This window comes from Streptomyces telluris (assembly GCF_024519335.1).
In the GTDB taxonomy this organism is placed as follows: domain Bacteria; phylum Actinomycetota; class Actinomycetes; order Streptomycetales; family Streptomycetaceae; genus Streptomyces; species Streptomyces telluris.
Map to the genome: position 1 here is coordinate 82,911 of NZ_JANIID010000034.1, position 13,550 is coordinate 96,460.

Annotated in this window: 10 protein-coding genes; 8 read left to right on the forward strand and 2 right to left on the reverse strand. The window is 74.6% G+C overall.

The features are described from left to right. Positions 1-315 precede the first annotated feature (315 nt). From NQU55_RS29370 to NQU55_RS29380, 3 genes are all read left to right on the forward strand, one after another. Positions 316-1,029 carry a hypothetical protein gene (locus NQU55_RS29370; RefSeq protein WP_168091245.1) on the forward strand — a complete coding sequence of 238 codons (714 nt, stop codon included), beginning with the start codon at positions 316-318 and terminating at the stop codon, positions 1,027-1,029. Between the two features lie 118 nt (positions 1,030-1,147). After that, positions 1,148-1,825 (forward strand): response regulator, encoded by a 678-nt coding sequence (locus NQU55_RS29375; protein ID WP_168091244.1) that lies wholly within the window; start codon positions 1,148-1,150, stop codon positions 1,823-1,825. Continuing rightward, on the forward strand, positions 1,822-2,973 hold the full coding sequence (locus tag NQU55_RS29380; RefSeq protein WP_168091243.1) for a sensor histidine kinase: 1,152 nt from the start codon (positions 1,822-1,824) through the stop codon (positions 2,971-2,973). The genes NQU55_RS29375 and NQU55_RS29380 overlap by 4 nt, the downstream gene beginning before the upstream one ends. A 128-nt stretch (positions 2,974-3,101) precedes the next feature. Here the strand turns inward: NQU55_RS29380 and NQU55_RS29385 are convergent, their stop codons facing one another. Then, on the reverse strand, positions 3,102-3,482 hold the full coding sequence (locus NQU55_RS29385; RefSeq protein ID WP_168091242.1) for a VOC family protein: 381 nt from the start codon (positions 3,480-3,482) through the stop codon (positions 3,102-3,104). A 189-nt stretch (positions 3,483-3,671) separates the two neighbouring features. On the opposite strand from NQU55_RS29385, the gene NQU55_RS29390 reads away from it, so the two are divergent. The 4 genes from NQU55_RS29390 to pepN all read left to right on the forward strand — a co-directional run bounded on the left by NQU55_RS29390 (position 3,672) and on the right by pepN (position 11,162). Beyond that, complete coding sequence (locus NQU55_RS29390) at positions 3,672-6,854, forward strand: endo-alpha-N-acetylgalactosaminidase family protein (RefSeq protein WP_372504841.1); 3,183 nt, start codon at positions 3,672-3,674, stop codon at positions 6,852-6,854. A gap of 61 nt (positions 6,855-6,915) precedes the next feature. After that, entirely contained in the window at positions 6,916-7,806 is an 891-nt protein-coding gene (locus tag NQU55_RS29395) for a helix-turn-helix domain-containing protein (protein ID WP_168096814.1), read from the forward strand. Positions 7,807-7,817: 11 nt separating this feature from the next. After that, positions 7,818-8,123 (forward strand): chorismate mutase, encoded by a 306-nt coding sequence (locus tag NQU55_RS29400; RefSeq protein WP_058044886.1) that lies wholly within the window; start codon positions 7,818-7,820, stop codon positions 8,121-8,123. Positions 8,124-8,621: 498 nt separating this feature from the next. Beyond that, on the forward strand, positions 8,622-11,162 hold the full coding sequence (pepN, locus tag NQU55_RS29405) for an aminopeptidase N (protein WP_256791480.1): 2,541 nt from the start codon (positions 8,622-8,624) through the stop codon (positions 11,160-11,162). A 100-nt stretch (positions 11,163-11,262) separates the two neighbouring features. Here pepN and NQU55_RS29410 read toward each other — a convergent pair whose 3' ends face one another. Then, entirely contained in the window at positions 11,263-11,817 is a 555-nt protein-coding gene (locus NQU55_RS29410; RefSeq protein WP_256791482.1) for a F0F1 ATP synthase subunit B, read from the reverse strand. Positions 11,818-12,038: 221 nt separating this feature from the next. On the opposite strand from NQU55_RS29410, the gene NQU55_RS29415 reads away from it, so the two are divergent. Beyond that, the gene (locus NQU55_RS29415; protein WP_256791483.1) at positions 12,039-13,520 is read left to right on the forward strand and encodes a pyridoxal phosphate-dependent decarboxylase family protein; all 1,482 of its coding nucleotides are present in this window, start codon (positions 12,039-12,041) and stop codon (positions 13,518-13,520) included. Positions 13,521-13,550 lie beyond the last annotated feature (30 nt).

The following is a 13,550-nucleotide window of genomic DNA, read 5'->3' on the forward strand; positions in this document are numbered from 1 at the left end:
CCCGGCGGATCCCGCCACGTCCCGCCGGGCAGGCCCCGCCCCCCGGCCCGCTGGGCCGTCCGGATGGTCCCGCGAACCCGTACGGACCAGTCCCGGTACGGCCCTCCCCGGCCCGCCCGCCCGACTCCGGTATGACGTGGGCGGGCCTCCGTCATCCTTTCGGCCGAGACGGGAATGGTCGGACAGTCGAGGTGTGGGCGCGATAAAGGCCCGTAACGTGAGGAGCACGGCCCGCCGGCCCCGGAGGACGACACGAATCCGGGGCGCCGCGGCGGCCGCAGACCGAGCCGTCCGTTACGGAAAGGGACCACCCCCGTGTCCGCCAAGAACCGCATCGCCGCCGCCACCGTCCTCGCCGCAGCCGTCGGCGCGGTGGCCTGGCCCACGGCGAGCGCGTTCGCCGCGGACCTGCGCACCACCGGCGACACGGACGGCGGCAGCGGCCGCCCCGTCGTCGTGCAGCAGGTCCTGCTGCCCGACGGCAGCAGGGCCCGGCTGACCTCCGGCGAGCACGGCACGACCGTCACCGTCACCAAGCACGGCAAGCAGCGCCACACCTTCGACGCCGCCCGCCCCACGGCCGACCTCGACCGGCTCCACCTGCGCATCCTCGGCGGCGACACGCACAAGCCCACCCTGCGCGCCTCCCTCGACGGCACCGGCCTGACGAACTACTACGACTTCGCCTCCGGCACGCTGCGCCACACCCCCGAGGGGGCCGAGGGCACCACGGTCACCAGCAGCGGCGCCGGCCACGACAAGGGCGCCAAGCACGCCCGCGGCGTCGTCACCGTGCGCAACGGCTCCGCCGAGGGCCACGAGCAGCGGGCCACACCCCCCGCGCGCACCCTCCACGCGGCCTCCAGCAACCCCGTCAAGCGCGTCGTCGAGGCCGGCGAGGTCATCAAGGTCCGCCACGACATCGGCACCCCCGCCCTCGCCGGCGGCGCGGGGCTCCTCGCCCTCGGCGGCGGCGCCTACGGCGTGCGGCGCCTCGCCGCCCGCCGGGCCGCCCGCGGCGGAGCCTGACCCGCGGTTGCGGCGGCCCCGCCGCCCCGCTGACATGGAGGGGCGGGCGCAGGCGGCACCGGACCGTCACCAGTACACACCAGGCCCCCGCACGGCCGGCACAGCGCAAGGAACGAGTATGGCGATCACCGTGGTCATCGCGGACGACCAGGAGATGGTCCGCACCGGCTTCCGCATGATCCTGGAGAGCCAGCCCGACATCGAGGTCGTCGCCGACGTCGTGGACGGCGAGGCCGCCCTCGCCGCCGTCGAACGGTACGAGCCCGACGTCCTCCTCCTCGACATCCGCATGCCCAAGCTCGACGGCCTGGAGGTCACCCGCCGCCTCTCCGAGCGGGCCGCGGGCCGCCCGGAGACCGGCCGGCGCCCCCGCATCGTCATCGTCACCACCTTCGACCTCGACGAGTACGTGCACACCGCGCTCCGCAACGGCGCCTCCGGCTTCCTGCTCAAGGACGCCAGCCCCGCCATGCTCGTCGAGGCCGTGCACGCCGCCGCCGTCGGCGACTCCCTCATCTCGCCCGCCATCACCGTCCGCCTCCTGCGCGACATGGCACCCGCCGACCCCGCGGGCCCCGCCCGGGCCCCCTCCGAGCCGCTCACCGACCGCGAGGCCGACGTGGTGCGCTGCCTGGCCCGCGGCGCCACCAACGCCGAGATCGCCGCCGAGCTCTTCGTCTCGCTGTCCACGGTCAAGACCCACCTGGCCAACGTGCAGCTCAAGCTCGACGCCCGAAACCGCGTCGAGATCGCGGCGTGGGCCTGGGAGAGCGGACTGGCCACGGGCAGCGCATGAACAGAGTGGCCGGGTGGGCCGCCCGCTACCCCCGGCGCGCCGCCGCTGCGAAGGCCGCCCTCGCCGTCGCCCTGCTCTGCCTGGTCGTCTCCGAAAGCATCGTCCTCGCCCGGCAGCCGAGCCGCCCCCACGCCATGGTGCTGGCCTCGGGCATCGCCGTCTGCCTGTGCGCCGTCCCCTACAAGTGGATCCCCCTCACCGTGCGGGCCTCCGCCGCCGTCGCCGTCTCCTGGACCACCAGCCTCGTCCTGATGACGGGACAGCACCCCGAGACCGTGTGGGGCATGGGCGAGGCCATCGCCCTGCTCGCCCTCCTCACCTCCGTCCTGCAGCACGCCTCCACGCGCGCCGCCGCGATCCTCGGCCCCCTGCTCGCCCTCGCCTGCCTCGCCGCCCCCATGCGCGACCTCGACCCCGGCCCGTTCACCGCCGTCTTCTGCTGCCTCACGGTCGTCGTCACCGCCTACTCGGTGCTGCTGCGCAACCAGTCCGGGCAGCGCGTCCGCGACCTCACGGCCGTCCGCAACGCCGAGCGCCTCGAACTCGCCCGCGAACTCCACGACCTCATCGCCCACCACGTCACCGGCATCGTCGTCCAGGCCCAGGCCGCCCGTTTCACCGCCCTCGACGGGCCCGCGGCGGCGGCCGCCTTCGAACGCATCGAGCTCTCGGCCGGCGAGTCCCTGAGCTCCATGCGCCGCCTGGTGGGCATCCTGCGCGAGGGCGACGCCGAGACCGAGCCGGTGGCGGGCCTGCCGGAGGTGCGGGCCCTCACCGAGGCCTTCGCCCGCACCGGGCCGCCCGTCACCCTCTACATCGAGAAGGGGATGGAGGACTGGATCCCCGCCGAGGTCGCCGCCGGCGTCCACCGCGTCGTCCGCGAGGCCCTCACCAACATCCGCAAGCACGCCGCCGACGCCACGGCCGTGCGCATCGGGATCCGCGGCGTCCCGGCCGGCGTCGAACTGCGCATCGCCGACGACGGCAAACACGCGGCCGTCCTCTCCGACAAGGCCCGCGGCGGCGGCTTCGGGCTCGTCGGCCTCAGCGAGCGCGCCAAGGCCATGGGCGGCATCCTGCGCGCGGGCCCCGCACCGGAGGGCGGCTGGGAGGTCACGGCGCTGTTCCCGGTGGAACGCAGGAGGTAGGGGCCGGGCCGGGGCGGCGCCGGGGCCGGGCGGCGCGGGGGCCGGGGCGGCGTGCGCCCGGAGCGGCGTGCGCCCGGACGGTGCGGGTGGGTGGGGCGGCCCGGGCCCCCACCCACCCGCACCGCGCCCTAGAGCGACTGCCCGTAGCAGAGGCAGAAGGGATGCCCGGCAGGGTCGTTGAACACCCGGAACCCCTTCTGCCGACCACCGCTGTCGTGGAGGAACTCCGCCCCCAGCGCGATCACCTCACGCTGCGCCCGCTCCACGTCCTCGATCGTGTCCACCTCGAAGTCCAGGTGGAACTGCTGCGGGAACTCCGGGTCCGGCCAGCGCGGCGGACGGTGGTCCTTGGCCTCCTGGAAGGCGATCCGCTGCCCCGCGGCGGACGTCAGCCACACCCACTCCGGGTCGGAGGCGTCCACCTCCCAGTCCAGGATCCGGGCGTAGAAACCGGCCAGGGCGGCCGGGTCCGGGCAGTCGACCACGGGATACATCAGTTTTGCGATCATGAAACGATCCTGCCCTCTTCCGGACAGGAGTCCAAGAGCCCCCGCACTTTTGTCCATGGGCGCCGCGCCCCGCGCCCTCCACTGTGAGCCGTGACCACAGGTACGGAGGAGGAACACGGCGTGAACGTCGACCCAGGGACGCGGCAGCAGCCCCCGCACGACGGCAGCGGAGCGCCCACCCGGCGCGCCGTGGTCACCGCCGGAGCCATCGCCGGAATCACCGGGATCACCGCCATTGCCGGAGCCGCCGGAGCCGCCGGAGCCACCGGCGCCACCGCGCTCGCCGGGACGGCCGCGGCCGCCACCCCCGCCCGGCCCGCCGCCGAAGCCCTCCTGCGCTCCGCCGACCTCGACGTCCGCATCGACACCGCCTTCCCCCGCGTCATCGCCTACACCCACCGCCCCACCGGAGACGTCCTCCACGCCCAGGAGGACCCCGTCACCTCCCTCCTCGTGGACGAAAAAGAGCACACCCCCCACGTCACCTCCACCGTCCACGACGACCGCGCCGCCTACGTCCTCACCCTCGGCGGCGGCACCCGCATCGACGCCGAGATCCACGTCGACGGCCTGCTCGTCCACTGGCGGATCACCCGCATCGCCGACACCCCCGCCCTGCGCGTCGGCACCCTGCGCATCCCCGGCCTGGCCCTCCTCAGCATCCGCAGCAGCCAGCCCGGAGCCGCACTCCTCGCCGCCCGCATCCAGCTCGACAAGGCCAAGAACGGCGACACCCTCGTCCGCCCCGGACCGGACACGCCCGCCGACGAGGCGCCCATCGGCTGCGCCTACGCCGTCGTCAGCACCGGCCGGCTCGCCGCCGCCGCCGACACCAACACCGTCCAGGACCGGCCCGACGCCGCCACGGCCTGGGAGAACGGCCGCTTCCGGCGCCAGACCCTCACCCGCACCGGCTACACCAAGACCCAGCTCACCTGCGGCCAGTGGACCCACCGGGCCGCGGGAGCCGCCCCCACCGACACCGAACCCCTGCCCTACGCCACCGTCGTCCTCACCCGCGACCGCAACGGCGACGGCGACGCCGACTGGCAGGACGCGGCCATCGCCCTGCGGGACATCACCCCCGAGCCCCTCGGCGCCGCCGAACAGCACCTGCGCGTCGTCCCCCACATCGCGTTCAACTTCGCGAGCCAGGCCACGAACCCCTTCCTCGCCACCCTCGACGACGTCAAACGGATCGCCCTGGCCACGGACGGGCTGCGCCAGTTCACCCTCCTCAAGGGCTACCAGTCCGAAGGCCACGACTCCGCCCACCCCGACTACGGCGGCAACTACAACACCCGCGCCGGCGGCCTCGACGGCCTCAACGCCCTGCTGCGCGCCGGAAAGCGCTGGAACAGCGACTTCGCCGTGCACGTCAACACCACCGAGGCCTACCCGGTGGCCCACGCCTTCTCCGAGACCCTCGTCGACAAGAACGACAAGCAGTGGGACTGGCTCGACCAGTCCTACAGGATCGACGCCCGGCGCGACCTGCTCTCCGGCGACGTCGTGCGCCGCTTCCGGCAGCTGCGCGACGAGACCGACCCCGCCCTGACCACCCTCTACATCGACGTCTTCCGCGAGTCCGGCTGGAACTCCGACCGGCTCCAGCGCGCCCTGCGCGAGCAGGGCTGGCAGATCACCAGCGAATGGGGCCACGGCCTGGAGCGCTCCAGCCTGTGGGCGCACTGGGCGAGCGAGACCGACTACGGGCCCGACACCTCCCGCGGTATCAACTCCCGGCTCATCCGCTTCGTCCACCACCACCGCAAGGACGTCTTCGCCGACAAGTGGCCGCTCCTCGGCACCGCCAAGCTCGGCACGTTCTCTGGGTGGCAGGGCAAGACCGGCTGGGAGCCCTTCCACCGCCTGCTGTGGACCGAGAACCTCCCGGCCAAATACCTCCAGGCGTACCCCGTCCGCACCTGGGGCGAACACGAGATCACCTTCGAAGGGCCGGAGCGCACCGCCGTCGCAGATGCCGACGGCACGCGGACCATCACCACGGACGGGCGCGTGGTCTACCGCGGCGGCACCTACCTCCTGCCCTGGGAGCCGCGCGAGGCCCGCGACCCCGCCAAGCTCTACCACTACAACCCGCAAGGCGGCGCCACCCGCTGGCGCCTGCCCCGCGGCTGGGCGGGGAGGCGCACCGTCGTCCTCCACCGGCTCACCGACCAGGGCCGCGCCGACGCCCTCGAACTGCCCGTCCGCGGCGGCGAGGTCACGATCGAGGCCGCGGCCGGGCAGCCGTACGTCCTCACCCGCGGCCACGGCCGCTCGCCGGACCCCGCCTGGGGCGAGGGCACCCCCCTGCACGACCCCGGCTTCCACTCCGGCAGCCTCGACGGGTGGCGGGTCACCGGGCCCGCGGCGGTCGAACGCAGCCCCCTGGGCGACTGGGAACTCGTCGTCCGCGCCGGAGCGGCGGCCACGGCCGGCCAGCGGCTCGCCCGCCTCAGGCCCGGCACCTACGCGGCGTCCGTGCAGGTCGAAGTCGGCGACACCGCGGGGGAGCGGCGCCGGGCCGGCCTGGAGGTCCGCACCGCCGACGGCGTCACCGCCGCCAACTGGACGGACACCTCGACCGCCGTCAACCACGTGGCCGCCGACCGCAAGCACGGCACCCGCTTCCAGCGGATGTTCACCCGGTTCACCGTGCCGCCGGGCGGCGGACCCGTCACCCTGACACTGACCGCGGCGGAAGGGGAGGCGCGCGTCCGCTTCGACGCGCTGCGGGTCGTCGCCGCGGAAGCGCCGGCCGCCCGCGCGGGTGCGCTCCTCTTCGAGGACTTCGAGCACGTCCCCCAGGGGTGGGGCCCCTTCGTCAAGGGCGACGCGGGCGGCGCCACCGACCCCCGCACCCACATCGCCCAGCGGCACGCGCCCTTCACCCAGCGCGGCTGGAACGGCAAGGCCGTCGACGACGTCATCGACGGCACCCGGTCCCTGAAGTCGCGCGGCGAGAACACCGGCGTCGTCTACCGCACCGTGCCCCACACCGCCCGCTTCCGGCCCGGCCACCGCTACCGCGTCTCCTTCCGCTACGAGAACGAGGCCGCCGGGCAGTACGCCTGGATCACCGCCGTGGACGCGCCGGAGACCCGCGAACTGCAGCGCACCCCGCTGCCCGCCGCGCACGCGCCCGCCACGCACACGTACGAGTTCACCGCGCCGCAGGAGGGGGAGGCGTGGGTGGGGCTGCGCAAGACGGGCGACGGCACCACGGCGGAATTCGTCCTCGACGGCTTCACGGTGTACGAGGCGGGCGGGACGGACGGGGCGCACGGGACGGCGGAACGGGCTGCGGGCGGGACTGCGGGCGGGACTGCGGACGGGGCTGCGGAGGGAACTGCCGCCCCCTGGTGAAAGCGCGCCGCCATGCGCGAAGATCGGCACACGGGGCCGACACCGCGGGAGGCCGGGACCCATGTACCAGACATGGATGCGCTACTTCACCCCCGGCCCCGTCCACCACCGCCTCGGCCTCGTCTGCCTCGGCGTCGGCCTGCAGCACGGGGCGCTCCCCGCGGTCGGCCCCCGCACCCTCGACCACCACGTCGCCGTCGTCGTCCACGCCGGCAGCGGCTGGCTGCGCACGCCCGACGGACACCCCCGCACCGTCACCGGCCCCGCCCTCCTGTGGCTCGCCCCCGGCGTCCCCCACCACTACGGCGCCGCAGCCGGGACCGGCTGGGACGAGAGCTTCGTCGACTTCACCGGCCCGGCCGTCGCCGCCTATACGGAACTGGGCTGCATCGAGCCCCACCGGCCCCTCGTACCCCTGACGGACACCACCGCCGTCCGCGCCGTCGTCCACCGCATCGCCCGCGCCGCCCGCCGCGCCAATCCGCTCCTGGAGGTCGAGACCTCCGCGGCCGTGCACGAACTCCTCGTCGCCCTGCGCCGGGCACGGGCCGACACCACGGGCGGCGGAGAACCGATCCTTCAGGCCCTCGCCCGGGACGCCTTCCTGCCCCTGTCCGTCGCCCAGCACGCCGCCCGGCACGGCATGACCACCGCCGAACTGCGCGCCGCCGTACGCCGCGGGGCCGGCTGCAGCCCCAAGGACTACCTGCTGACCATCCGCCTCGGCCGCGCCAAGGAACTCCTCGCCGCCACGGAACTGCCCGTCGCCGCCGTCGCCCGCCGCGTCGGCTACGCCGACCCCGCCTACTTCAGCCGCCTCTTCACCCGCCGCGTCGGCACCGCACCCGTCCGCTTCCGCGCCCGCCAAGAGCGCGCCGTACCCGGCGGCTGGAGCGCACGCGTCCCCGACCCGGACCACCCACCGGTGATCGCACCCCGCCCCTCCGCATAGGCTCGGTGACCATGAGCAACAGTTCCATGGACGAATCCGTACGGGCCGAGCTGGGCCGGCTGCGCGACAGCATCGACAACATCGACGCAGCGGTGATCCACATGCTCGCCGAGCGCTTCAAGGCCACCCAGCAGGTCGGCCACCTCAAGGCGGCCCACAAACTGCCCCCCGCCGACCCCGCCCGCGAGGCCCGCCAGATCGCCCGCCTCCGCGAACTCGCCGAGAACGCCAAACTCGACCCCGCGTTCGCCGAAAAGTTCCTCAACTTCATCGTCGCCGAGGTAATCCGCCACCACGAAACGATCGCCCGCGCGTAGCGTGCCGCCATCGCCCCGCGGCGGCGGGGCCATGGTGCGTGGCACGACTCCGGCTAGGGGCGGGCCCCGGCCGGGCGGGCAGCCTGCTGCCCTCTTCCCGTCGCGGCGGGGGAGCGGCTGTGCGGCGCCCTCCTGCGTAAGCCGCGCGCTTCTCTTCCGCCGCGGCGGCGCTCAGCCGCGATGGCGCGGTCCGGCGGTGCCGTGTCCCCCTGCGGGTCGGCTGGGCACCGCCGGTCTCCGCGGTGGGGGTTGCCCGCCGTGGCGGCGGGGGAGTGGCTGTGCGGCACCCTCCTGCGTAAGCCGCGCGCTTTCTCCCGCCGCGGCGGTGCTCAGCCGCGGCGGCGCGGTCCGGCGGTGCCGTGCGGGCCCCCGCCGCGCCCCGCGGCCCCCGCGCGCCCCGCGGCCCCCGCGGCGGCGGAGGAGACGCCGCCCCGCACCGCACACGAACCCCAAAAACCTGCTTCGGCACAGCGCCAGCGATACGGCAGCATGAGCCCCATGCCCGTACTCACACGCGATGAAGCCCAGGCCCGCGCCCGTCTCCTCGACGTTCACCGGTACGCCGTCGACCTCGATCTCACCCGTGGCGACGAGCTCTTCGGATCCACGACCCGCATCCGGTTCACCGCGCGCCACGCGGGCGACACCTTCGTCGAGCTCCGCCCGGCCGCCCTGCACCGCGCCGTCCTCGACGGCCGGCCGCTCGATACGGCCGCGCTCGACGACAACCGGCTCGCCCTCACCCTGACCCCGGGCGAACACGAGCTGCTGATAGAGGCCGACATGCGCTACTCCCGTACGGGCGAGGGCATGCACCGTTTCACCGACCCGGCCGACGGCGAGACCTACCTCTACACCCAGACCTTCATCGACGACGTCCAGCGCGTCTTCGCCGCGTTCGACCAGCCCGACCTCAAGGCGGTCTTCGACGCGACGGTCACCGCACCGCCCCACTGGACCGTCCTGGGCAACGCCGTGGCCACCCGCACCGGCGACCCGGCCGAGGGCCGCTGGGAGCTGGCCACCACCCAGCCCCTGAGCACGTACTTCGTCGCCTTCGCCGCCGGCCCCTGGCACTCCGTCCGCACCGAGCACGCCGGCCTGCCCTTCGCCCTGCACTGCCGCCGCTCCCTCGCCCCGCACCTGGACGCCGACGCCGAAGAGCTCCTCGACATCACCCGCCGCTGCTTCGACCGCTTCCACGAGATCTTCGACGAGCCCTACCCCTTCGACTCCTACGACCAGGCCTTCGTCCCCGAGTTCAACGCCGGCGCCATGGAGAACCCGGGGCTGGTCACCTTCCGCGACGAGTACATCTTCCGATCCGCGGTCACCGACACCGAGCGCCAGACCCGCGGCGTGACGGTCGCCCACGAGATGGCCCACATGTGGTTCGGCGACCTGGTCACCCTCCGCTGGTGGGACGACATCTGGCTCAACGAGTCCTTCGCGGAGTACATGGGCTACCAGATCCTCGCCGAAGCCACCCGCTTCGACGACGCCTGGACCGACTTCGCCTGCGCCCGCAAGGGCTGGGGCTACGACGCCGACCAGCGCCCCTCGACCCACCCCGTCGCCCCCGACGCGCAAGCCGTCCAGGACACCGCCTCCGCCCTGCTGAACTTCGACGGCATCTCCTACGCCAAGGGCGCCTCCGCCCTGCGCCAGCTCGTCGCCTGGCTCGGCGAGAAGGACTTCCTCGCCGGCATCAACGACCACTTCACCCGCCACCGCTTCGGCAACGCCGCCCTCGCCGACTTCCTCGACTCCCTGGCCCGCAACACCGACCGTGACGTGCACGCCTGGGCGGCCACCTGGCTGCGCACCAGCGGCGCCGACACCCTCACCCCCACGGTCACCGACGACGGCCGCGGCGGCTGGCGCCTGGACGTCCGCCACGACGGCACCCGCCCCCACCACCTGGCCGTCGGCCTCTACGACCACGCCCCCGACGGCTCCGGCGCCCTCGTCGCCCGCGACCGCCTCACCGCCGACCTGCCCGCGGGCGGCGGCACCCGCACCGTCGAGGGCACCGGCCCCCGCCCCGCCCTCCTCCTGCTCAACGACGGCGACCTCACCTACGCCAAGGTCCGCCTGGACGCCGCCTCGTGGCAGACCGCCCTGACCTCGCTGTCGGCACTGCCCGACCCCCTCACCCGGGCCGTCCTGTGGAACGCCGCCCGCGACATGGTCCGCGACGGCGAGCTCGCCCCCGCCGCCTACCTGGACGCCGCCCGCACCCACCTGCCCCACGAGACCGACGTCGCCGTCACCCGGGCCGTCCTCGCCTTCGCCCGCACACACATCGCCGACCGCTACGTCACCCCCGCCGACCGCCCCGCGGCCCTTGCGGCCCTCACCGCCCTCGCCCAGGACCTCCTGGACCGCACCCGGAACCAGGACCGGGAAGAGGACGGCACGGCCCAGGGCCTGCGCCTGACCGCCGTCCGCACCCTCATCGACAGCGCCACCACCCCGGACACACTCGACGCCTGGCTCCGCGACGGCACCGTCCCCGGCGGCCCGGCCCTCGACCCCGAACTGCGCTGGCGCGCCCTCGCCCGCCTCGCCGTCCTCGGCGCCACCACGGCCGCCGCCGTCGACGCCGAACTCGCCCGCGACCCGAGCGCCACCGGCCAGGAGGGCGCCGCCCGCTGCCGCGCCGCCCTCCCGGACCCGGCGGCCAAGGAAGCCGCCTGGCACGCCATGTACGACCCGCAGCACCGCCCGGAGCTCTCCAACTACCTCTTCACCGCCACCGCCGAAGGCTTCTGGCAGCACGAGCAGCTCGACCTCGTACGCCCCTACCTCGACCGCTACCACCCGGCCGCCGTCGCCCTCGCCGCCCGCCGCGGCCCCGCCCTGGCCACGGCCGCGGGCGCCGCCGGCTTCCCCCGCCCCTTCGTCGAGCAGCGCACCCTCGACCTCGGCGAGGAGTGCCTGCGCACCGACGGCCCGACCCCCGCCCTGCGCCGCCGCCTCGGCGACCAGCTCGACGACCTGCGCCGCGCCCTGCGCATCAGGCAACGCCAGGCGTAACCCGCCTCACCAAAGCCCAGGGAACGCCGAAGGCTCCGCACCCGGAAAGGGTGCGGAGCCTTCGGCGTCCGAGATGTGTCGCAGCGGCGGCCTGCCGCTGTCAGCCGCGCGCCTCACGGGCGGCGTCGGAGGCCTGCGCGGTGCGCAGCTCCTCCAGGAAGCGGTCCACCGTGCCGTTCTCGCGGGCGGACTGGGCGACGTCCTCACCGACGATGCGGCCGGCCAGCTCCGTGGCCAGCACGCCGACCTGCTGGCGCAGCTCGGCCTCGGCGACCGCGCGCTCGGCGTCGATCACGGCGTGACCCGCGGAGATGATCTCCTCGCGCTGGCGCTGGCCCTCGGCACGCAGCTCGGCGATGATCGCCGTGCCCTGCTCGAGCGACTCCTGGCGCAGGCGAGCGGCCTCGTGCCGGGCCTCGGCCAGCAGCTCCTGGTACTCGGTGTGGACCCGGGCGGCCTCCGCGCGGATCTCCTCCGCCTCGTCGAAGCGGCCGTCGGTGGCCTTCTCGCGCTCGACGAGGACCTTGTTGATCCGGGGCAGCAGCACCTTCGCCATCACGGCGAAGACGATGAAGAACAGCACGGCGCCGAGCACGAGCGGCGCGGGCTCGGGCTTGAGCGGCCCTACGTCGAGAGCGAGAAAGTTCATGGCCATGGGGTGCAGATTAGTCGACGGAACGGGGTGCGTCCGCCCCGGACCCCATTAGCAGACACATCTCACCCCGGTTGCACGGCCTTCCCCCCATCGAGCGAAACCCGCCGCTACGCCGGTCACCGAACGTGCGCCGAACGTAACTTGTTGCAGTTGCCGCTCGTCACAGCCCGGACCGACCCCACAGCATGCGCTCGAAGTCAACCCAAAAGGGGCAAAGTTAAATGCCTGCGCCCGCCGGCCCCACCGTCGCCTCCCCCCACGACGCCGCAGACCGCACCCCCGCCCCCCTCGCCGGCGGCACCCGAGGCCCCGAAGCCCTGCGCCCCCTCCTCGGTACCGTGCTCGACGCCCTCCACGAAGGCGCCGCCACCCGCAGCGGCCCTCTCCCGGCCGGCGGCCCCGAAGCCGTCACCGCCCGCGTCCGGGCCCGCGCCGCCCCCGCCCTCCCCGAGACCGGCACCGGAGCCCACGAGGCGCTCCACACCCTCGTCGGCGCCCTCGCCGAGGGCGCCGCCGACCCCGCCCACCCCCACTGCGCCGCCCACCTGCACTGCCCGCCCCTCGCCCTGGCCGCCGCAGCCGACCTCGCCGCCGCCGCCCTCAACCCCTCCCTCGACTCCTGGGACCAGGCCCCGGCCGCAACAGCCCTCGAAGCCCTCACCACCCGGGCCCTGGCCGCCCTCGCCTACCCCCGCCGCCCCGACCCGGACGCCCTGGTCACCACCGGCGGCACCGAGTCCAACCAGCTCGCCCTCCTCCTGGCCAGGGAAACGGCCCGGGAACCGGCTGGGGAAACGGCCAGGGAGGCGGCCGGGCGCGCCACCCGGCCCCTGCGCATCCTCTGCGGAGCCAACGCCCACCACAGCATCCACCGCGCCGCCTGGCTCCTCGGCCTGCCCGCACCCCTCACCCTCCCCACCCCCACCGGCACCCTCGACCCCGCCCTCGTACACCAAGCCCTCACCGACCCCGCCACCACCAACACCCCCACCCTCGTCATCGCCACCGCCGGCACCACCGACACCGGCCGCATCGACCCCCTCCCCGCCATCGCCACCCTCTGCCGCACCCACCACGCCCGCCTCCACATCGACGCCTCCTACGGCGGCCCACTCCTCTTCAGCGACACCCTCCGCCCCGCCCTCAACGGCCTCGACCACGCCCACACCATCGCCCTCGACCTGCACAAACTCGGCTGGCAACCCGTAGCCGCAGGCCTCCTCGCCGTCCCCGACAGCACCGCCCTGCACCCCCTGGCCCACCACGCCGACTACCTCAACGCCCCCGACGACACCCACGCCGGCCTCCCCGACCTCCTCGGCCGCTCCCTGCGCACCACCCGCCGCCCCGACATCCTCAAGATCGCCGTCACCCTCCGCGCCCTGGGCCGCCGCGGCCTCGGCGACCTCGTCGAACGCGTCTGCACCACCGCCCGCCACTTCGCCGACCTCATCGACGCCCACCCCGGCTTCGACCTCTACGCACCCCCCACCCTCAGCACCGTCCTCTTCCGCCCCACCCCCACCGACGACCCCACCACCGCCCAGCTCCGACGCACCCTCCTCCACCACGGCCACGCCGTCCTCGGCCGCACCACCACCCCCGAAGGCCTCTGGCTCAAAGCCACCCTCCTCAACCCCCACACCACACCCGACGACCTCCGCACACTCCTCACCCACGTGGAAGGCCAGGTACGCCGATGAAGACCCCGCCACCCCCCAAGAACCCCCCGC